Below are 20,703 nucleotides of genomic sequence, written 5' to 3' on the forward strand. Positions count from 1 at the left end.
TTCGGGGCGGGACGCGACCGGGGGGTCGAGATGAGCGAGGTACGTGGCGCCGCGCGCGTGCGCGTCGAGGTGGTGACACCGGGGGAGCTGGCCGAGCCCGACCTCGCGGCCTGGCGCGCGTTACGGGCCGCCTCCGGCGCGCCGGCCAACCCGTTCATGGAACCGGAGTTCACCCGCGCGGTGGGCGGCGTACGACCGGCCTCGCGTGTGGCGGTCCTGCGGGAGGAGCGGGGGGAGCGGGAGGGGCGGGCCACCGGCCGGCCCGTCGGCTTCTTCCCGTACGAGAAGGGCCCGTTGGGGTACGGACGGGCCATCGGGCTCGGGGTCTCCGACTGCCAGGGCGCCGTGCTCCGTACCGGCCTTCCGCTGACCGCGCGCGAACTGCTCGGCGGCTGCTCGCTCGCGGCCTGGGAGTTCGACAACCTGGAGGCGGGGCAAGGGCTGTTCGTGCCGACGGCCGCCGAGGGGTTCGAGTCGCCGGTGATCGAGGTCGGGGAGGGGTACGCCGCCTACGAGGCGGCCCTGCGCACGCGGTCGCCCACGTTCTTCCGTACCACCACCGCGAAGGAGCGCAGGCTCGGCCGGCAGGCGGGAGAGGTCCGCTTCGTCTTCGACGAACGCGATCCGGCCGCCCTGCGCACGCTCATGGCGTGGAAGTCGGCGCAGTACCGCAGGACCGGCCGCCGCGACCGGTTCGCGCAGGAGTGGATCAGCGCGCTGGTACGCCTGCTCGCGGAGACCCGTACGCCGGGCTGCTCCGGCGTGCTCTCCGTGCTGTACGCGGCGGGCCGCCCCGTCGCCGCGCACTTCGGACTGCGCTCGCGCACGGTGCTGTCCTGCTGGTTCCCCGCCTACGACCCGGAGTTCGCGAAGTTCTCGCCGGGGCTGATCCTGCATCTGCGCATGGCCGAGGCCGCCGCCGCGGCGGGGATCGTGATGCTCGATCTGGGGCGCGGCGCCGCGGAGTACAAGGACGCGCTGAAGACCGGCGGGCTCCGGGTGTACGAGGGAGCCGCGGCGCGGCCCGGCGCGCGGGCGGCCCTCTCCTGGCTGGGCAGGGAGCCCTCCCGCAGGGCGCACGGCTTCGTGCGGAGCAGGCCGGGGCTGGCGGGATACGCGCGGCGGACGCTGAAACGGCTGGGCCGGCTGCGAGCCGGGTGACGGGTGACGGAGGCGGTGCCGGGTGACGCGCGACCGGCCGGGCGGGGTCCCCGGCGCGCGGAGGCAGGCAGGGTCTGGGGAGCGGGAGCGGTACCTACGGGGGAGCAGATGACGCGTCCATCCACATCGACGTCCACGTCGACGTCCACGTCCGGATCCACGTCCGGATCCACCTACGCGTCCGGTGCCGCACGCGCGTCCGTCGCCGTCGCCGAACTCGATCTCGGCGGCCCCGACGGCCCGGTCCTCTCCTTGGGCCCCGCGCCCGGCGGGCCGCCCCTCGGCGAGGGGGACATCTACGCGCTCGTACGGCTGCGGGGCCGCCCCGCCGCCACCGTGTCCTGCCGGGTCGGAGCGGGGGAGGACCCCGCCGAGGTGCTCTCCGCCGCCTTCCGCGCGCGGCATGACCCGGGCCGGTACGCCCCGCCCGCCGCCGAGCCGTCCGCCGCCGACCCGCCCGCTGCCGAGCCGTCCGCCGTCGACCCGCCCGCCGAGCCGCACGCCCCGCCCCGTACCACCGTCGTCGTCGGGACCCGCGAGCGCGCCGGACAGCTCGCCCGCGCCCTCGACTCGCTCCTCGCCCAGGACCACCCGGACTTCCGCGTCCTCGTCGTCGACAACGCGCCCGTCACGTCCGCCACCCGCGACCTGGTGGCGTCCCGTTACGCGGGCCGCGTCGACTACGTCCACGAACCGCGCCCCGGGCTGGCCCTCGCCCACAATCGCGGTCTCGCCGAGGCGGACGGCGCGGTCGTCGCCTTCACCGACGACGACGTGATCGCCGACCCGCACTGGCTCACCGCGCTCACCGCACCCTTCGCGGCGGACCCCGGACTCGGGTGTGTCACCGGCCTGATCCTGCCCGCCCGGCTCACCACCCCCGCCCAGATCCTGCTGGAGAGCCACGGCGGCTTCGCCAAGGGTCTCGAACCGCGCCTGTACGACCCGGCCAGACCGCCCGCCGACGAACCGCTCTTCCCGTTCACCGCAGGCAGTTTCGGCTCCGGCGCCAATATGGCCTTCCGCGCCGAGGCGCTGCGGGCCGTCGGAGGGTTCGACCCGGCCACCGGCACCGGCACCCCCGCCAGGGGCGGCGACGACCTGTACGCCTTCGTCCGCGTCCTGTCCGCCGGCCACCGGCTGCGCTACACCCCGTGGGCGCTCGTCTGGCACCACCACCGCGAGACCTGGCGGGACCTGGAGGACCAGGCGTACGGATACGGCGCCGGCCTCACCGCGTATCTCACCGCGATCCTGGTCCGCCGTCCCGCGCTGCTGCCCGCCCTGCTGGCGAAGCTGCCGCGCGGCCTGGCCCACGCCCGCGCGATCACCGCTCACCGCCCGGCCGGAGAGGCGGAACCGGCGCCCGGCGCGCACGGCGCGCGGTCCTATCCCTGGCCGCGCGGCCTCTCCCGGCTGGAACGCAGAGGCATGCTCTACGGCCCCCTCGGCTACGCGAAGGCGCGCAGACGGATATCCGGGGACGGGGGCCGGACGTGAAGGACCTGCCCGCCGCCTCCGTCCGTATCCCCGTCACTCCCGTCGTCCCTCTCGTCCCCGTCCTGCTCTACCACGCCGTCATGGACGACCCGCCCGCCTGGATCGCCGAATTCACCGTCACTCCACGGGACTTCGCGGCCCAGCTGGACGCCGTCGTCGCCTGCGGCCGTACACCGGTCCCGATCAGCGGGCTGGTCCGCCATCTCCTCCACGGCACGGCCCTGCCACCCCGGCCCGTCGTCCTCACCTTCGACGACGGCTTCGCCGATCTGCCGGGCCCCACGGCCGAGGCGCTCGCCGCCCGAGCGCTGCCCGCCACCGCCTATCTGACCACCGGCGCCCTCGCGCCCGCTCTCGCGCCCGGCAACGGCTGTCTGCTGCCACCCGCTCCGATGATGACGCTCGCCCAGGCGGCCGCACTGGAGGGATACGGCATCGAGGTGGGCGCCCACACCGTCACCCATCCCCAGCTGGACACCCTCACCGCCCCCGGCCTCCACCGTGAACTGCGCCAGTCCAAAAGCGCGTTGGAGGACGTCCTCGGGCATGAGGTGGCGCATCTGGCCTATCCGCACGGCTACAACAGCCGCGCGGTCCGGCGGGCCGCCGAGGCCGCCGGGTACGCCTCCGCCGTCGCCGTCCGTCACGCGCTCAGCTCGGGGCGCGACGAGCCGTACCGCATCGCCCGGCTCATCGTCCGCCGCACCCACACCGTGGCGGACATCGAGTCCTGGATGGCGGGCGAGGGGGCGCGCGGCGAGCGGGTCAGGGTCGCGCCGTTCCCGGATTCCCCGGCCACGCTGGGATGGCGGCTGTACCGACGCGTGCGCGCCCGCGTACGCGGGCCCGAGTTCGCCGGATAGGCGGGGCCATGCCACGGGAGCCCCGCCCGTCCGCCGCGCCGCCCCATCCGTCCGCCACCCCGTCCCACCTGCCCACTGCCCCGTCCCGCCTGTCCCGCCTGTCCCGCCCGTCCCGCCTGTCCGCCATGCCGCCACGCCCGCCCGCTGCCCCGTTCCGCGCGCTCACGCCGTTCCGGCTGCAACAGCCGCTGTCCTGGCTCCTGTTGGCGGTGGCGGCAGGGCTCTGGGCCTGGTCGCTGCCGAGAATAGGTTTCCGGGACATCGGGGACTTCGGACTCCTCGACCGTTTCCCCGTCGCCTTCTACGCCTCGCTGGTCGTGCTCTCGGCCGGTTTTCTGCTGAGCCTGCGCCGGGCGGGCACCGCTCCCTGGTGGCCGCTGTCCTACTGCGTCGCGATGCTGGTGGCGCTCAAGGCGCCGCCCGCCCTCCTCTACGACTCCGTCCGCTACGCCTGGGCGTCCAAACACGACGCCGTGATCGCCAGGCTGCTGGCCGAGGGGACCGTATACCCGCACGTCGAACTCTCCGGCGGCATGTCCGCGTACGACCAGTGGCCGGGCTTCTTCTCGCTCAACGCGGCCCTCATCCGGGCCTTCGGGGTGACGGGCGCCGCCTCGTACACCAACTGGGCGCCGGTCCTGTTCGGACTGCTGACGCTGCCCGTCCTGATCCTGGTCTACCGCACCTTCACCGACGACTGGCGGCTGGTGTGGTCCGCCGTCTGGATCTTCCAGCTCGCCAACTGGGTGGGCCAGGACTATCTGTCCCCGCAGGGCTTCGCCTATCTGCTCTTCCTGACCGTGTTCGCCGTGGTCGTACGGCATTTCGTACGGCCGGGATCCGCCGGGCGGCTGCGCGACCGGTCCCTGCTCGACCCGGCCGCCGCGTCCGTGCCGCCGCCCACCACCACACGTCAGCGGGCGGCGGGCGTGGCGATCCTGGCGCCGCTCATCGCGGCCGTCAACGCCTCGCACCAGCTGACCCCGGTGATGCTCTGCATGACGCTGACGGCCCTCTGCCTGACCCGCCGTTACCGCAATCTCGGGCTGCTCGTGGTCACCGGCGTGCTGATGCTCGTCTGGGATCTGACGATGGGGCGGGTGCTGTTCCTGGACACGCTGAGCACCCTGCGCGACTCGGCGGGCGATCTGCTGAACAACTCCCGCGCGGGATTCGCCGGTGAACCGACCGGCCCGGGGCCCGAGCTGGTGGGGAACGCCAACATCCTGATGGTGCTGGTCCTGGGCGGCCTCGCCGGCGCGGCCGTTCTGCTGAGACGCCGGCTGGTACGGAGCGCCCTGCCACTGCTGCTGGCCGTCGCCGCCCCCGTCCCGCTGTTCGCCGTCAACGACTACGGCGGCGAAATGCTGTTCCGCGTCTATCTGTTCGGGCTGCCGGGCACGGCCTTCTTCGCCGCCGCCGCGCTCGTCCCCGCCGTCGCGGGAACGGGAAGGGCGCGGCGGGTGGCGCGCGGCGTGTCGGCGGTCGCGCTGCCCGTGGCGCTCATCGCCCTGCTGGCGGGCTTCCTGCCGTCGTACTACGGCAAGGAAGGCATGCAGTACGCGCCGCCCGCCGAGACCGCGTTCGTGAAGCGGGCCTACGACCGCGCGCCGGACGGGGCGCTGATCCTCGCCACCACGGGGTCGTTCCCCGGCGCGTACTATCGCTACGACCACTACGAGCGCTGGTTCTTCACCGAACAGGAAGTGCCGGAGAACCTGAAGATGCTCCGGGATCCGGCCGGGTATCTCGACGCGGGCATCCCGGACGGGCGCCCGGCGTTCGTGATCCTCACCCCCTCGCAGGAGGAGGCCACCACCGGCGAGGGCTATCTGCCGCCGGGCGGCTTCGACCGGATGAGCGAGGCGCTGAAGCGCTCGCCGTATTTCCGGGTCGTGGAGGAGAGCGAGCACGGGCTCGAACTGGAACACGTGCCCCGGGGAACCAGGGGAACCCGGGGAACCCGGGAAACCGGGGAAACGCCAGGATCCCAAGGCCCGCCAGGTACGCGAGGTACGTACGCGGTTGAGGAGAAGCCACGGTGAACGACACCAGGACACCGGCCGGGCCCTGGCTCAGAGCCGCCCTCGCGCTCTCCGGCTGGCCGGCGCTCGCCGCGACGGAACTGCCCGACGGCGTACCGCTGCGCTGGATACCCGTCCTGCTCTTCGTCCTCCTCGGCCCCGGCTGCGCGCTGCTGCTCCCGCTGCCGCGCGGTCTGCGGCCCGGCGCCCGGCTGGAGGCGCTGGCGCTCGCCGCGCCGCTGAGCCTGTCCCTCGCGACGCTCACGGCCACCGCGCTCTTTCTGGTGCGGGGCTTCACGGCCACGGTGTTCCTGGTGTCGCTCGCCGCGTTCTGCACGGCCGTGGCACCGCTGCCCGCCCTGCCGCTGCCCGCCGCGACCCGTGGGGCGGTGGAGCGGCGTCCCAGGAGGGACGAGCGCGCCGGACCCGCCGCCGGCAACGGCCGATGACGGGCACGGAGGGCGCTTCCAGGTCCGGAGAAGCTCCTGGAGCGCGGCGGCGCACCCCCGGCTCCGGCGCTCGGCGGCGCGGCACACCCCGGTCCGGCGGCACGGCCTGGCCGGCCCTCGTCCTGGCCGCCGTGGGGGCGCTGCTCGCCGCGATCGGTGTCTGGCACGCCCGGGGCGGCACGGCGGACACGGACCAGGACGCGGCGCACGGATCATGTGCGCCGACCGCGTTGCTGGAACCCCCGTGCGGGGCCTGGTGGGGCGCGTACATCCCCTACGCGCGCGACGGCTCGCTCAAGGACGCGGTGTACGCCTTCGAGAAGAAGATCGGGCGCAGGCTCGACCTCGTCCACAACTACCACGACATGTCCCGCACCGAACGGGACGGAGTGCTGCTCACCTCCGACGAACGCGAGCTGGGCCGGGACCGGTTGCTGATGCTGGCCTGGGAGTCCACCGTATGGACCGAGCCGCACCACGAGAACTGGACCGAGACCCAGCTCGGCTGGCGCGCGGTCGCCGACGGGACGTTCGACGAGGAGATCATCGATCCGCAGGCCCGGCGCCTCAAGGCGTACGGCGAGCGCGTCTTCCTCTCCTTCGACCAGGAGGCCGACTTCCGTACGCCGGACGCGGGCACGCCCGAGGAGTTCGTCGCCGCCTACCGCCACCTCCACGACCGGTTCGAGCGGCTCGGCGTGGACAACGTGGTGTGGGTGTGGACGGTCTCCGGCTATCTGGGCAACGCCGGACTGATGAAGTCCCTCTATCCGGGCGACGACTACGTCGACTGGATCGGCATGGACCAGTACAACTACTTCCGCTGCCACGATTCGGAGAACTGGCTGGACTTCGAGCGCAGCCAGCGGCCGTCCTACGAGTGGCTGCGGGCGAACGTGTCCGCCACGAAACCCGTCATGCTCGCCGAGTTCAGCACGGCACCCGACCCGGACCGGCCCGGCCGGCAGCGTGACTGGTACCGCGAGATCCCGGCGCTGGTGCCGACGCTGCCGGGGGTGCGGGCGCTGGTCCACTGGAACCGGCCGGTGCCGGGCGAGGGCTGCGATCTGACGGTGGACAGGGGCCCGGCGCTTGAGGGGTACCGCGAGGCGGGGCGCGCCCCGTACTTCCGTCAGCGGCTCCCGGCGCGGTGACGCCGCCGTGCGGCCCGTACGCTAACGCCGCCGTGCGGCCCGTGCGGCCCGTGCGGCCCGTACGGCTCGTACCGCCCGTACGGCCGGCGCGGTCGCGGCCACCGCGCACACCCCCAGGGTCAGCGGCACCGCCTGCGCCGCGAACTCCTGCTGCCCCGCCCAGCCCGCCACCGCGAGCACCCACACCGCACCCGTCGTGACGCGCCCGTCCGTCCCCAGCGCCCACAGGGCGACGGCGGCCAGCCCCAGGCAGAGCAGTTGCAGAGCGACGGGCAGCGCCCGCAGGACACCGTCAGCGTCGGAGACACCGGCGAGGAGATCGGCGAGGAGCCGCGCGACCGGCTCGTGCCAGGGCCCCGACGCCCGGTCGGGCCGTACGCCCAGCAGTACGGGCGCGCTGTGCAGCGCGGCGAAGGTGGCCGGCGGCCCGAGCGCGAGCAGCGCCGGGCCCGGCCGTACGAGCGAGACGGCGGCGCACTGGACGACGATCAGCAGAATGCCCGCGACGAGCGTCGACGGGGGCAGGGCGGCCAGCAGTTCGGTACCGGTCAGCCGGTCGCGGCCGATGTCCCCGAGGCGGACGAGCGGCGGCCAGAACAGCCCGGCCGCCAGCCCGAACAGCAGCCAGAGCACGGTGACGGTGCGGCTCTCGTCCACGGCGGAAGCGGCGGAAGCGGCGGAGGCGCCGGAAAGGTGGGGCGCGGGGGAGTCCGGGGAGGCGGCGGAGACCGGGGAGTTCGCGGGTACGGGCAGCACATGGACCGGGGCGGCCAAGGCCTCCGCGCGGAGCCGCGCGGCCTCACGGGCCCAGTCGGTGCCGTACCCGTCGGTGTCCTTCCGGCGGGGCGCCCGCCTGCCGCGCGTGCTCCGCAGGGCCGCCCGCAGCCCCGGCGCCGCGATCAGCGCCATCACCGTCATCGACAGCAGCATCGCCAGCCCCGCCCCGGCGATCCCCGCCGGACCGAGCAGCAACAGGGCGCTGCCGAGGACGAGCACGCACATGGCGCCCTGGAGCGCGGCGAGCATGCCCGTACGCCCCTGGACCCGCAGCACCCCGATGTACAGCTCCACGACCACCCGGGGGAGCGCGGCGGCGGCGAGCAGCCGCAGGACCGTCGTGCCGTGCCGCGCGTAGTCCGCCCCGAACGGCGCGAGGATCTGTGGCGCGAAGACCACCAGCACCAGCACCACCGGCACGAGCAGCACCGTCATCCGGCGCAGCGCCCCGCGCACCCCCTCGGCCAGCCGGTCCGGGCTGTGCGAGGCGTGCGCGGTGAGCGAGGAGGCCATGTTGATGGCCATGAACTCCATCGTGCCGCCGACGGTGTAGGCGGTGTAGAAGAAGGCATTGTGCGCGGCGTTGAAGCGGACCGCGACCAGCACCGGCAGCAGATTGATCATCGCCAGACTGAACAGCGCCCCGACCGAGTCCCCGGCGAGGAACCGTCCGATGTCGCGCGCCCGGGGCGGCTCGCGGTCGTGGTCGGCGGCGGCCTGGCGGGGGATCAGCCTGCGGAAGACCAGCCAGCCGAGCGGCAGGACGGACAGGGCGATGGCCGCCGCCCAGGAGACGAAGACCCCGAGGACCGGCATGGCCGTGGCGAACGCGGCCAGCAGGAGCAGCTTGCCGAGGGAGAACGCGGCGTTGCCGACGGGCACCCAGAACGCCCTGCGCAGCCCGGTCAGCACGCCGTCCTGGAGAGTGAGCAGCGCCCAGGCGACACAGGCCGCGGTGAAGACGATTCCGGCCGTGACCCCGTCGAGCGGCGCGTACGAGGGACCCCACAGATCGAGCGTCGCCAGGAACACCACACAGGCGGCGCAGACGACCAGCGAACTGACCGCGTACGTACGCCACACCAGCGCGCCGGTGGCGCGGCCCGCGCGCGGTACGTACCGCACCACCGCGCCGATCATGGTGGTGGCGGTGAGCGAGGCGAGCAGCCGCATCGCGGCGATGGCGGCCGAGCCCTGGCCGACCGCCTCCTCGGTGTAGTAGCGCGCGGCGACCAGCCAGAAACCCAGGCCCAGGGCGGCGGAGACGCCGGTGGAGAGCATCAGGGCATAGGCGTTGCGGAACATCGAGTCGCCGCCGGGCGCGTCGGGGCCGGCGGTCCCCGGCCCGCGTAACCGGGTGGTGTCAGCCACCGCCGCCATGCCCTTCGCCGCGCTCCACCTGCCGTACGGGTTCCTTCCAGCGCGCGGGCCGCGCGCCCAGTGCGTCGAGTACGGCGATCACCTGATCCGCCCGGCGCGGGTCGGCGGGCAGGGCGTGCCGTGCGAACCAGGCGGCCGGCCCCGGCGCGGGCGACGGATCGGTGAAGACCTCGCCCGCGTAGGCGTCGAGCGGCGGATCGTAGAGATAGCCGGTGGTGACGCGGTGTCTCGCGAGCGCGGCGATGGCCGCGTCCCGGTCCTCCACCAGCAGCGGCACCCGGAAGAGCGGCTGCGCCCCGGCCGTGCCGCCGGCGTCGCCCCACGGACTGGCCAGCAGTTTCTCCGTCCCCCCGAGGTGCGCGGCGAGCCGCTGGTCGAGGCCGCCGAGCAGCCGCCGCGTACGGTGCAGCCGGGAGCGGCCCGAGCGCAGCCGGTAGTCGTGCATGTCGACCCGGATCCAGGAGTGGAACCCGCCGAGCCCCGGGGCCGTTTCGAGCGCCCGCCTCAGCTCGCCCGGCCGCAGCGGCATCCGGATCTCCGCGCGCTCCTCGCGCCCGAGCAGCCGCAGCGCGGCGCGCGCGGCCCGTACCAGCCGCAGTCCCCGGACCCCGGCCTCGGCGTACGGGCGCAGCGCGTAGGCGAGTTCGGCGGTGAGCCGGGAGGGTTCGAGCAGGGCGTCACGGGCCCTGGAAAGTTCCGTACGCAGCCCCGGATCCGCGAGCGCGAGGAAGCCGCCGCTCTGGGCGCCCACATGCTTGGAGAGGCTGAACACGGACGCGTCCCCGAACGCGCCGACCGGCCGCCCCGCCACCTCGCTGCCGATGGCGTGCGCGGCGTCCTCGATGAGCGGGATCCCCAACGCGTCGCAGCGGGCGCGCAGTTCGGGGGCCGGATCGGGATTTCCGTACAGGTTCGTGGTGAGGACGGCGGACAGCCCGCGCCAGCCGGACTCCGGGAGGCCCGCCGGGTCGATGGACCCGTCCCGGGCGCGCAACGGCGCCTGTACGGGGCGCAGTCCGGCGGCGAGCACCACGAAGAGGATGACGTCGTCGTTGACCGGAGACATCAGCACGCGCCCGCCGGGCGCGCACCAGTGGCGCAGCGCCACATACAGCCCGAGCCGGCACGACGGCACGTACAGGCATTCCCTGCCGAGGCGGCGGCGCATCAGCGTCTCCAACTCCGCGTACGCGGAGTGTTCCGCCGGGCAGCCCTCCCCACGAGCCATCGCGTCTCCCCACGCTCCCCTGCCCGGCTCAATGTGGCCCATAACGGACGAGCCGTCAATAAGGCCGCCGAAGCCGGGAGCGAGGGTGGTGAAGCGGGGAGCGGGGGCGCGGAAGCGGGGGCGGGGGCGCGGAAGCGGGGAGCGCCGGCCCCGGAAGGGGCGGCCCGTCACTCCTCCAGCGTCAGACCCTTTCTGAGCTTCCTCAGGGTGCGGGAGAGCAGCCGGGACACATGCATCTGCGAGATGTTGAGCTCCTCGCCGATCTCCGACTGCGTCATATTGGCGACGAAGCGCAGGGAGAGGATCTTCCGGTCCCGCGTCGGCAGGCTCGCGATCAGCGGCTTCAGGGACTCGACGTACTCGATGCCCTCAAGCCCGTGGTCCTCGTAACCGATCCGGTCCGCGAGCGCGCCCTCGGTGTCGTCGTCCTCGGGCTGGGCGTCCAGCGAGCTGGCGGTGTACGCGTTGCTCGCCGCCATGCCCTCGACGACTTCTTCGTTGGTGATGCCGAGGCGGTGGGCGAGTTCACCGACGGTGGGCGCCCGGTCGAGCTGCTGGGCCAGTTCGTCGCCCGCCTTGGCGAGGTCGAGGCGGAGTTCCTGGAGCCTGCGCGGTACCCGTACCGACCACGACGTGTCGCGGAAGAAGCGCTTGATCTCGCCGACGATGGTCGGCATCGCGAAGGTCGGGAACTCGACGCCACGGCTCAGCTCGAAGCGGTCGATCGCCTTGATCAGGCCGATCGTGCCGACCTGCACGATGTCCTCCATCGGTTCGCTGCGGGAGCGGAACCGGGCGGCCGCGAACTTCACCAGGGCGAGATTCAGCTCGACCAGGGTGTTGCGGACGTACGCGTGCTCGTGCGTGCCCTCTTCAAGGGTCTCCAGCCGGGCGAAGAGCGTCTTCGACAGGGCTCGGGCATCCACCGCGCCCACCTCGCCGAAGGGCGGGATCTCGGGCAGGCCCTCAAGGCCCTCGGCCGGGCCCTCGAAGCCGGCCGGCGGTGTGATGTCGGTCTCGGAAGGTGCGGGCGGCGTTGCCGACGGCGCCTGCTGGGTACGCGGGTCGTCGAGCCGGGGTGACATGGGTCTCCTCCATACGTTCTCGGCATATGGCTGCCGATGCCAATACGCGCTGCTGCGGTGTGCGGCGCCTCCAAAGCCGGCCGTGGTCGGATGTGTCCCTACAACCCCTACCCGCTCGGCACGGACAGTTGCAAGTGTTAATTGTTTCATATGTCCTTATTGTGGGGGAGTTTGGGTACCGATCGCCGTACGAAAGGCGTAATGTTCGACGGGCGTCATCGGGATGTGATGACGATGAGACGACACCATCTGACGACGGCGCACGACACGGCGAAGAGGGACGGCCATGGACCGCCAGACGGTCGGCAGCACGAACAGGGGCCGGCTTCGGGTCGAAGTTCGGACCGAGGGCCGGAGCGAGGTAGTGACAGCGGCGGGTGAGTTGGATCACCACACCGCCGACCTGTTGCGGACTCCTCTGGACGAAGCACTCGAACAGGGACGGTCACGTCTGGTGGTCGACTGTTCGCAACTGGAATTCTGCGATTCGACCGGACTCAACGTCCTGCTGGGCGCCCGCCTGAAGGCGGACGCGGCCGGCGGCGGGGTCCATCTCGCGGCGATGCTGCCCGTCGTGGCGCGGGTCTTCGAGATCACCGGCGCGGACGCGGTCTTCACCGTCCATGACTCCCTCGAAGAGGCCCTGGCCGACTGAGCCGGCCCGCTACTCTGCATCCCGTCTGCATCCCGGGTTTCCGCCCCCGGACGCACACTCCTGCTCCCCTGTTGCCCGCGTCACGATTTCCGGATCGGTGAAGTGGGTGTTGTCACGATTCGGGCGGGCAGAAGATCCCCGGCGGAACGAGCAGGACCCGCACTCTCTGTACGCAAGCACTGGCTAATTGGTGAATCGGTGAGGTGAAGCGCTGATGAGCACCACCCGGCAGCCTCCGCCGGGCGAACTCGGCCCTGAGCCGGACGGCGCTGGCACCGCTGCCACGACGTCCGACGCTCGGGTGCGGTCGCTCGTCCTGGCCGGCGCCAGCGGTGTCGTACCGCTCGCGCGCGACTTCACCCGCCAGGCGCTCTACGACTGGGGCTGGCTCCCCGCCGCGACCGCGGACCGGCGCGCGGCGGCGGAGGACGTACTGCTGGTCGTCTCCGAACTGGTCACCAACGCGTGTCTGCACGCCGAGGGCCCGGAGGGGCTGCGGGTCGCGCAGACCGCCAAAGTGCTGCGTCTTGAGGTCACGGACCGCGGTACGGGCCAGCCGGCCCCCCGTACGCCGCACCGCGCGGGACGCCCCGGCGGCCACGGCATGTTCATCGTCCAGCGGCTCTGCCTGGACTGGGGAGTCGTACGGACGCCCGGCGCGGCAGGCAAGACGGTCTGGGCGGAGCTGGCCGCTCCGTCGTGACGCGCGTAGCGGGCGCGCGTGCGCGGCCCGCGCGAGAGGCCCGTACGAGAGGCGCGTACGAGAGGCGCGTACGAGAGGCGCGTACGAGAGGCCCGTACGAGAGGCCCGTACGAGAGGGCCGCCGCACCCTTACCCGGTGCGGTGGCCCTCTTCGTCGCGTACGCCCCGTCCGGACAGCGGCCGCCGATGTCGCCCGCGCACTGGCCCGGAGACAGCGCCCGGTGCGTGTCGCCTAGTGAATGTCGCCCATCAGCGCCCGCACCTTCCTGCGGTACATGAAGACCGCGAAGCCGGCGAGGCACGCCAGCAGCGCCTCCAGGGCCACCACACCCGTCTTCCCCAGATCGACCCCGCCGATGGAGAGCAGACCGGTCACGGAGTCGCCCGCGGTGACCGCCAGGAACCAGACCCCCATCATCTGGCTCGCGTACTTCCCCGGCGCCATCTTCGTCGTCACCGACAGACCCACCGGGGAGACGCACAGCTCGCCCACGGTCTGGATCAGATAGATGCCCACCAGCCACATCGGGCTGACCAGCGTGCCGTCCGCCGCCATCGCCAGCGGGATCAGGAAGAAGAAGAACGAGACGCCGACGAGGAACAGCCCGGCGGCGAACTTCACGACCGTGCTCGGCTCCTGCCCCCGGCGGCTCAGCCAGAGCCAGAACCAGGCGAAGACCGGCGCGAGCGCCATGATGAACACGGGGTTCAGCGACTGGTACCAGGAGGACGGGAAGCCCAGCCCGAACAGCTCGCCGGCGGCCTTCGTCGTACCGAACGCCTGGACGGTGGAGCCGCCCTGGTCGTAGATCATCCAGAACACGGCCGCGGCCACGAAGAACCAGATGTACCCGGACATCCTGCTCTGCTCGGCCGCCGACAGCTCCTTGTCGCGCTTGATCCTGATCAGCACGGCGGCCGGGATCGCGATGCCCGCGAGCGTCAGCGGGACCATCGCCCAGTTGAGGGTGAAGTTGCCGCTGAGGCCGACGGCGCCGTAGAAGACGGCGGCGATCAGCAGCCACGTCATGCCCTTGCGCAGCCAGGTGACGCGCTCCTCGCGGGAGAGCGGGGTCGGGACGCGGCTGCTCTCCGGGCTCAGATGTTTCGTGCCGAGCAGGAACATGACCAGGCCGATACCCATGCCGACGGCGGCGAGGGCGAAGCCGAGGTGCCAGTTGTAGGTCTCGCCGACGGTGCCGATGATCAGCGGGGCGAAGAAGGCACCGATGTTGATGCCCATGTAGAAGATGGTGAACCCGCCGTCACGGCGCGGGTCGTTGGGGCCGTCGTAGAGATGGCCGACCATCGTGGAGATATTGGCCTTCAGCAGGCCCGAGCCGAGCGCCACCAGTGCCAGACCGGCGAAGAAGCTTCCCGTGCCCGGCAGGGCGAGGGTGAGATGGCCCGCCATGATCGTGCAGGCCGCGATCGTGACGGTCTTGCGCGGGCCCCAGAGTCTGTCCCCCAGCCAGCCGCCGGGCATCGCCAGCAGATAGACCATGGACAGATAGATGGAGTAGACGGCCGTGGTGGTGGCCAGATCCATCCCGAGGCCGCCGCCCTGAAGCCCCTTCGAGGCGTCGGGACCACCGGAGATCAGATAGATCGTGAGCAGGGCCCTCATGCCGTAGAAGCTGAAGCGCTCCCACATCTCGGTCATGAAGAGCGTGGCCAGTCCGCGGGGGTGGCCGAAGAAGGTCTTCTCGGGTCCGGCGGGGGCGCTGGGCGAGTCCTTCGTCAGGCTGGACGCCATGGGTCGATCCTTGCTTGCTCGGGACGCGCCGCTCGGTCAGCGGTGACGCGCCCGGTGTGGGGGGGGGCGGGCCGGGGCGGTACAGGCCGTCCCCGGCGCGGAGACGCAGAGAAGAGACCCTTGGCACTCAGCAGGCCAAAGGTCTCCTAGTGGTACTACATGCGTCTCGACACCATACGACATGACAGAGTCGTATAAGGAAGGACTTGAGGGATGGATCACAGGGTTTGGTGCAGTCAGACTCTTATATTCGAAGGTAGATCATCTGATCGCACACGATCCTGAAGGCATCGCCGAGCAGGGCCCAAGCGCCGCCCCGTGCGGTCTACCATCACCCCATGACCCGTGTACTGCTCGCCGAGGACGACGCTTCCATCTCGGAGCCGCTGGCCCGCGCCCTGCGTCGGGAGGGTTACGAGGTCGAGGTCCGCGAAGACGGTCCGACCGCGCTGGACGCCGGACTCCAGGGCGGAGTCGACCTGGTCGTACTCGACCTGGGCCTGCCCGGGATGGACGGCCTCGAAGTCGCCCGCCGGCTGCGCGCCGAAGGCCACGCCGTGCCGATCCTGGTGCTGACCGCCCGCGCCGACGAGGTGGACACCGTGGTCGGCCTGGACGCCGGCGCCGACGACTACGTGACCAAGCCCTTCCGGCTCGCGGAGCTGCTGGCGCGGGTACGGGCGCTGCTCCGGCGCGGCGCCTCGGACCCCGTGCCCGCCCCCGCCACCCATGGCGTACGGATCGATGTCGAGTCGCACCGCGCCTGGATGGGCGACGAGGAACTCCAGCTCACCGCCAAGGAGTTCGACCTGCTGCGGGTCCTGGTACGGGACGCGGGCCGGGTCGTCACCCGCGACCAGCTGATGCGCGAGGTCTGGGACACCACCTGGTGGTCGTCGACCAAGACCCTCGACATGCACATCTCCTGGCTCCGCAAGAAGCTCGGGGACGACGCGGCCAACCCGCGCTATATCGCCACCGTACGGGGCGTCGGCTTCCGGTTCGAGAAGAGCTAAGGCACCTTGCGCCGCCGTCTGATCAACTCCACGCTCGCCGTGGTGCTCGTCGTCATCGCCGTCTTCGGGGTCTCGCTCGTCATCGTCGAGACCCGCACGATCAGCAGCAGCGCCCAGGAGAGCGTGGACTCCGAGGCGGTGCGGCTGGTGAGCATCGTCGACGGCCGCCTCCTCGGCGGCGACAACGTCACCGCCAAGGTGCTGGCCGAGCAGATCGACCGGACGCGGTACGCCCGGATCGAGATCCCGGGCCGGCCCGTCGTCGAGATCGGCGAGCGGCCGACCGGCAGCGTCATCCGGGCCAAGGAGAAGGGCGAGGAGGGCGAGATCGTCACCGTCGAGGAGCCCCGCTCCTCGGTGACCCGCGAGGTCGGCCGCACCCTGCTGATCATCGGCGCGGTGGCGCTGCTCGCGGTCATCGCCGCCGTCCTGCTCGCCGTACGCCAGGCCAACAAGCTCGCCTCCCCGCTCACCGATCTCGCGGAGACCGCGGAGCGCCTCGGCTCCGGCGACCCGCGCCCCCGGCACAAGCGGTACGCGGTGCCCGAGCTGGACCGGGTCGCCGATGTCCTCGACTCCAGCGCCGAGCGCATCGCCCGGATGCTCACCGCCGAGCGGCGGCTCGCCGCCGACGCCTCGCACCAGCTCCGTACGCCGCTGACCGCCCTGTCCATGCGGCTGGAGGAGATCTCCGCCACCGATGACCTGGACACGGTGAAGGAGGAGGCGATGGTCGCGCTGGCGCAGGTCGAGCGGCTGACCGATGTGGTGGAACGGCTGCTCACCAACGCGCGCGACCCGCGGACCGGCTCCGCCGTCGCCTTCGACCTCGACGAGGTCGTCAAACAGCAGATCGAGGAGTGGCGCCCGGCCTATCGCAGCGCCGGGCGGGCCATCGTCTGCTCGGGCCGGCAGGGGATGCGGGCCGTCGGCACGCCCGGCGCGGTCGCCCAGGTGCTGGCCGCGCTGATCGAGAACTCGCTCATGCACGGCGGCGGTACGGTCGCCCTGCGCACCCGCGTCACCGGCAACCAGTCCGTCATCGAGGTGACCGACGAGGGGCCCGGCGTCCCGGCGGACCTCGGGGCGCGGATCTTCGAGCGCACCATCAGCGGCCGCAACTCCACCGGGATCGGCCTCGCCGTCGCCCGCGACCTGGCCGAGGCGGACGGCGGCCGTCTTGAGCTGCTCCAGCAGCAGCCGCCGGTCTTCGCGCTCTTCCTCAGCCGGGAGGCCGGTACGCGCAAGACGCCGAAGTCCCCGGAGTCGCCGGTCCGCTGAGCGGGCTGCTCAGCCGCGGACGCGGTCGGGGCGCGGGGGCTTCGGCTCCAGGAACGATTCGTCCGGCAGATCCGCGGCCGCTGCCGCCGCCGCGGGCTGGGCGCGGAACACCCAGGTCCGGTACGACCAGAAGCGGAAGAGCGTCGCGATCCCGATACCGAGGAACTTGAAGACATTGCTCTGGAGCGGGCTGTCCCAGCCGAAGCCGTACGTCGCCGCGTAGAGCACACCGTTCTCGATGACCAGGCCGACCACGCTGAACAGCAGGAAGAGCGTCAGCTCCTTCGTGCGGCGGCTCTTGTCCCGGTCCCGGTAGGTGAAGTAGCGGAAGCCCACGTAGTTGAAGGCGATCGCGACGACGGTCGCCAGGATGCTGGCCCGGACCACGGGGAGCGTGGTGGTGTGCCGCACGAGATTGAAGACCAGCAGGTTGACCAGCAGCCCCGCGCCGCCCACCGCGCCGAACTTGACCACCTCGCGGACGAGCCGGTCCAGTCGCACGCGGAGTGCGCCCCGTTCGCTCATATGCCCGTTCAGCCCCGTCCGGTCGGCGTCAGTTCCGAACCATGCTAACCAGCGGCCCCTTCGGCCGCCTGGGCGACCGTACGTCACACTCGGTCACGGTGGGTGGCGCCCGTACGGGGGACGCCCGCGCGAGTCGCGGGCGCGGCCGTGCGCGGGGCGGGGTCCGCCGGGCGGCGGATACCCTGGGGGCGTGACATTCCCGGTAGTCGGCATGGTCGGCGGCGGTCAGCTCGCCCGTATGACCCACGAGGCGGGCATCCCCCTCGGCCTGAGATTCAAGCTCCTCAGTGACACCCCGCAAGACTCGGCTGCCCAGGTGGTGAGCGAGGTCGTCGTCGGCGACTACCGCGACCTGGACACGCTGCGTGACTTCGCGCGCGGCTGCGATGTGATCACGTTCGATCATGAGCATGTGCCGATCGAACATCTGCGCGCCCTGGAGGCCGACGGCATCCCCGTCAGGCCGGGCCCCGACGCGCTGGTGCACGCGCAGGACAAGGGCGTGATGCGGGCCAGACTGACCGAGCTGGGCGCCCCCTGTCCGCGCCACCGCATCGTCACAGGACCGGCCGACGCGGCGGCCTTCGCCGCCGAGGTGGGCGGCTTCCCGGTCATCCTCAAGACGGTGCGCGGCGGCTACGACGGCAAGGGCGTCTGGTTCGTACGGTCCGAGGAGGAGGCCGCGCAGCCCTTCCTGGCCGGGGTCCCCGTGCTCGCCGAGGAGAAGGTCGACTTCGTACGGGAGCTGGCCGCGAACATCGTCCGCTCGCCGCACGGCCAGGCCGTGGCGTACCCCGTGGTGGAGTCCCGGCAGGTCGACGGCGTCTGCGACACCGTCATCGCCCCGGCGCCGGGACTGCCGGACGAGCTGGCGGGCGAGGCCCAGCTGCTCGCCCTGCGGATAGCCGCCGAACTGGGAGTCGTGGGCCATCTCGCGGTGGAGCTGTTCGAAACCCGCGATGGCGGGATCCTCGTCAACGAGCTGGCGATGCGCCCGCACAACTCCGGGCACTGGACCCAGGACGGCGCGATCACCTCGCAGTTCGCCAACCATGTGCGCGCCGTACTGGATCTGCCGCTCGGCGACCCGCGCCCGCGTGCGCCCTGGACGGTCATGTGCAATGTGCTCGGCGGCGACTATCCGGATATGTACGCGGCCTATCTGCACTGCATGGCCCGGGACCCGCAGCTGAAGATCCATATGTATGGCAAGGACGTGAAACCCGGCCGCAAGGTAGGGCACGTCAACACCTACGGCGACGACCTGGACGACGTGCTGGAGCGCGCCCGCCACGCCGCCGGCTACCTCCGAGGAACGATCACCGAATGACAGCCCACCCGTCACCCGGCCACCGCCCCTCATCGGGCACTGACGCGCGCACCACCCCCCTGGTCGGCGTCGTCATGGGCTCGGACTCCGACTGGCCCGTCATGGAGGCCGCCGCGAAGGCCCTCCACGAGTTCGAGATCCCGTACGAGGTGGATGTCGTCTCCGCGCACCGCATGCCGCGCGAGATGATCGCGTACGGCGAGGAGGCCGCCGGGCGCGGCCTCAAGGCGATCATCGCGGGGGCGGGCGGCGCGGCGCATCTGCCCGGCATGCTCGCGTCGGTGACCCCGCTGCCGGTGATCGGCGTCCCCGTACCGCTGAAGTACCTCGACGGCATGGACTCGCTGCTGTCCATCGTCCAGATGCCGGCCGGTGTGCCGGTCGCCACGGTCTCGGTCGGCGGTGCCCGGAACGCGGGGCTGCTGGCCGCCCGTATCCTCGCCGCCCACGACCCCGAACTCCAGGCCAGGATGCGGGAGTTCCAGCAGGAGTTGAACGACCAGGCGACGGTGAAGGGCAAGCGGCTGCGCGCGAAAGCCGAAGGCGCGGACCACTTCGGATTCGGAAAGTGACGGCCACGGCCATGGACTCCACGCCCTTCCTCGACGAGGCCCGAGCCCTGCTGGCCGACTTCCCGGTGGTCGACGGACACAACGACCTGCCCTGGGCGCTGCGCGAGCATGTGCGCTACGACCTGGACCGGCTCGACATCGCGGACGACCTGTCCGGCACGCTGCACACGGACATCCCCCGACTGCGGCGCGGCGGCGTCGGCGCGCAGTTCTGGTCCGTGTTCGTACGGTCCGACATGGCCGGGGACGACGCGGTCAGCGCGACGCTGGAGCAGATCGACGTGGTCGGCCGGCTGCTGACCCGCTACCCGGGCGACCTGTCCCGCGCCCTGACGGCCGACGACATGGAGACGGCGCGGCGGCACGGCAGGATCGCCTCCCTGATGGGTGCCGAGGGCGGCCACTCCATCAACAACTCCCTCGCCACGCTGCGGGCCCTCCACACCCTGGGTGTCCGCTATATGACGCTCACCCATAACGACAATCTCGCGTGGGCGGACTCGGCGACCGATGTGCCGAACGTGGGCGGGCTCTCGGCCTTCGGCCGCGAGGTGGTCCGCGAGATGAACCGGACCGGCATGCTGGTCGACCTCTCGCACGTGGCCGCCACGACGATGCGCGACGCGCTCGCCGCGAGCGGGGCGCCGGTGATCTTCTCGCACTCGTCGGCACGGGCGATCTGCGACCACCCCCGCAACATCCCGGACGATGTGCTGGAGAAGCTGCCCGCGAACGGCGGCGTGGCGATGGCCACGTTCGTACCGAAGTTCATCCTCCCCGCGGCCGTGGCCTGGACACAGGCGGCGGACGAGAACATGCGGGCCCACGGTCTGCACCCGCTCGACACCACCGCGCCCGCGATGGAGATCCACCGGGCGTTCGAGGCGTCCAACCCCCGCCCGAACGCCACGGCGGCGACGGTCGCGGACCATCTGGACCATATGCGGGAGACCGCCGGCATCGACCACATCGGCATCGGCGGCGACTTCGACGGCACGGCCTTCACCCCGGCCGGCCTGGACGATGTCGCGGGCTACCCCAACCTGATCGCGGAGCTCCTCGCCCGTAAGTGGTCCACGGCGGACCTGGCGAAGCTGACGTGGCAGAACGCGGTACGGGTGCTGCGCGCGGCGGAGGACGTGGCGCGGGGCCTGCGGAACGAGCGCGGTCCTTCGCTGGCGACGATCGGGGAACTGGACGGCTGACGTCCGCTGCCTTCCCGCCGGGGCGCGCGTACACGGCGC

General features: G+C 72.2%; 18 protein-coding genes. 13 read left to right on the top strand and 5 right to left on the bottom strand.

What is annotated here, in order from left to right:
• Nucleotides 1–30: 30 nt before the first annotated feature.
• From ACZ7LS_RS29505 to ACZ7LS_RS29530, 6 genes are all read left to right on the top strand, one after another.
• Complete coding sequence (locus ACZ7LS_RS29505; RefSeq protein ID WP_385135851.1) at nt 31–1,161, top strand: GNAT family N-acetyltransferase; 1,131 nt, start codon at nt 31–33, stop codon at nt 1,159–1,161.
• A gap of 108 nt (nt 1,162–1,269) precedes the next feature.
• A complete protein-coding gene (locus ACZ7LS_RS29510) occupies nt 1,270–2,661 on the top strand; it encodes a glycosyltransferase family 2 protein (protein ID WP_385135854.1) in 1,392 nt (463 codons plus the stop codon).
• Between the two features lie 80 nt (nt 2,662–2,741).
• The gene (locus ACZ7LS_RS29515; RefSeq protein ID WP_385135902.1) at nt 2,742–3,524 is read left to right on the top strand and encodes a polysaccharide deacetylase family protein; all 783 of its coding nucleotides are present in this window, start codon (nt 2,742–2,744) and stop codon (nt 3,522–3,524) included.
• Between the two features lie 125 nt (nt 3,525–3,649).
• Nucleotides 3,650–5,569, top strand: a complete 1,920-nt coding sequence (locus ACZ7LS_RS29520; RefSeq protein WP_385135857.1) for a hypothetical protein — start codon at nt 3,650–3,652, stop codon at nt 5,567–5,569.
• Nucleotides 5,566–5,997 (top strand): hypothetical protein, encoded by a 432-nt coding sequence (locus ACZ7LS_RS29525; RefSeq protein WP_385135860.1) that lies wholly within the window; start codon nt 5,566–5,568, stop codon nt 5,995–5,997. The genes ACZ7LS_RS29520 and ACZ7LS_RS29525 overlap by 4 nt, the downstream gene beginning before the upstream one ends.
• A complete protein-coding gene (locus ACZ7LS_RS29530) occupies nt 5,994–7,151 on the top strand; it encodes a glycoside hydrolase family 26 protein (protein WP_385135862.1) in 1,158 nt (385 codons plus the stop codon). Before ACZ7LS_RS29525 ends, ACZ7LS_RS29530 begins: the two co-directional genes overlap by 4 nt.
• A 21-nt stretch (nt 7,152–7,172) precedes the next feature.
• Here ACZ7LS_RS29530 and ACZ7LS_RS29535 read toward each other — a convergent pair whose 3' ends face one another.
• The 3 genes from ACZ7LS_RS29535 to ACZ7LS_RS29545 all read right to left on the bottom strand — a co-directional run bounded on the left by ACZ7LS_RS29535 (nt 7,173) and on the right by ACZ7LS_RS29545 (nt 11,621).
• Nucleotides 7,173–9,299 (bottom strand): lipopolysaccharide biosynthesis protein, encoded by a 2,127-nt coding sequence (locus tag ACZ7LS_RS29535; protein ID WP_469448425.1) that lies wholly within the window; start codon nt 9,297–9,299, stop codon nt 7,173–7,175.
• Nucleotides 9,292–10,476, bottom strand: coding sequence for a DegT/DnrJ/EryC1/StrS family aminotransferase (locus ACZ7LS_RS29540; RefSeq protein ID WP_382673153.1), 1,185 nt, complete (start codon nt 10,474–10,476; stop codon nt 9,292–9,294). The genes ACZ7LS_RS29535 and ACZ7LS_RS29540 overlap by 8 nt, the downstream gene beginning before the upstream one ends.
• Before the next feature lie 227 nt (nt 10,477–10,703).
• Complete coding sequence (locus ACZ7LS_RS29545) at nt 10,704–11,621, bottom strand: RNA polymerase sigma factor SigF (RefSeq protein WP_382521697.1); 918 nt, start codon at nt 11,619–11,621, stop codon at nt 10,704–10,706.
• A gap of 286 nt (nt 11,622–11,907) precedes the next feature.
• On the opposite strand from ACZ7LS_RS29545, the gene ACZ7LS_RS29550 reads away from it, so the two are divergent.
• Both ACZ7LS_RS29550 and ACZ7LS_RS29555 read left to right on the top strand, forming a co-directional pair.
• A complete protein-coding gene (locus ACZ7LS_RS29550) occupies nt 11,908–12,276 on the top strand; it encodes an STAS domain-containing protein (RefSeq protein WP_382521694.1) in 369 nt (122 codons plus the stop codon).
• Nucleotides 12,277–12,490: 214 nt separating this feature from the next.
• Nucleotides 12,491–12,979 carry an ATP-binding protein gene (locus ACZ7LS_RS29555; RefSeq protein ID WP_356512765.1) on the top strand — a complete coding sequence of 163 codons (489 nt, stop codon included), beginning with the start codon at nt 12,491–12,493 and terminating at the stop codon, nt 12,977–12,979.
• A 232-nt stretch (nt 12,980–13,211) separates the two neighbouring features.
• On the opposite strand, the gene ACZ7LS_RS29560 is transcribed toward ACZ7LS_RS29555, so the two are convergent.
• Entirely contained in the window at nt 13,212–14,735 is a 1,524-nt protein-coding gene (locus ACZ7LS_RS29560) for a peptide MFS transporter (protein ID WP_385135869.1), read from the bottom strand.
• 338 nt (nt 14,736–15,073) lie between these two features.
• On the opposite strand from ACZ7LS_RS29560, the gene ACZ7LS_RS29565 reads away from it, so the two are divergent.
• Nucleotides 15,074–15,751, top strand: coding sequence for a response regulator transcription factor (locus ACZ7LS_RS29565; protein WP_030351003.1), 678 nt, complete (start codon nt 15,074–15,076; stop codon nt 15,749–15,751).
• 6 nt (nt 15,752–15,757) lie between these two features.
• Complete coding sequence (locus ACZ7LS_RS29570) at nt 15,758–17,032, top strand: ATP-binding protein (RefSeq protein ID WP_382521685.1); 1,275 nt, start codon at nt 15,758–15,760, stop codon at nt 17,030–17,032.
• A gap of 9 nt (nt 17,033–17,041) precedes the next feature.
• On the opposite strand, the gene ACZ7LS_RS29575 is transcribed toward ACZ7LS_RS29570, so the two are convergent.
• Nucleotides 17,042–17,557 carry a GtrA family protein gene (locus tag ACZ7LS_RS29575; protein ID WP_385135872.1) on the bottom strand — a complete coding sequence of 172 codons (516 nt, stop codon included), beginning with the start codon at nt 17,555–17,557 and terminating at the stop codon, nt 17,042–17,044.
• A 190-nt stretch (nt 17,558–17,747) separates the two neighbouring features.
• On the opposite strand from ACZ7LS_RS29575, the gene ACZ7LS_RS29580 reads away from it, so the two are divergent.
• Genes ACZ7LS_RS29580 through ACZ7LS_RS29590 form a run of 3 tightly spaced genes read left to right on the top strand, consistent with a single transcriptional unit; the run spans nt 17,748 to nt 20,664 of the window.
• The gene (locus ACZ7LS_RS29580) at nt 17,748–18,887 is read left to right on the top strand and encodes a 5-(carboxyamino)imidazole ribonucleotide synthase (protein WP_382521679.1); all 1,140 of its coding nucleotides are present in this window, start codon (nt 17,748–17,750) and stop codon (nt 18,885–18,887) included.
• Entirely contained in the window at nt 18,884–19,459 is a 576-nt protein-coding gene (purE, locus tag ACZ7LS_RS29585; RefSeq protein WP_385135876.1) for a 5-(carboxyamino)imidazole ribonucleotide mutase, read from the top strand. Before ACZ7LS_RS29580 ends, purE begins: the two co-directional genes overlap by 4 nt.
• 11 nt (nt 19,460–19,470) lie before the next feature.
• The gene (locus ACZ7LS_RS29590; protein WP_385135879.1) at nt 19,471–20,664 is read left to right on the top strand and encodes a dipeptidase; all 1,194 of its coding nucleotides are present in this window, start codon (nt 19,471–19,473) and stop codon (nt 20,662–20,664) included.
• Nucleotides 20,665–20,703: the final 39 nt, after the last annotated feature.

This window comes from Streptomyces sp. NPDC039430, from assembly GCF_055639435.1.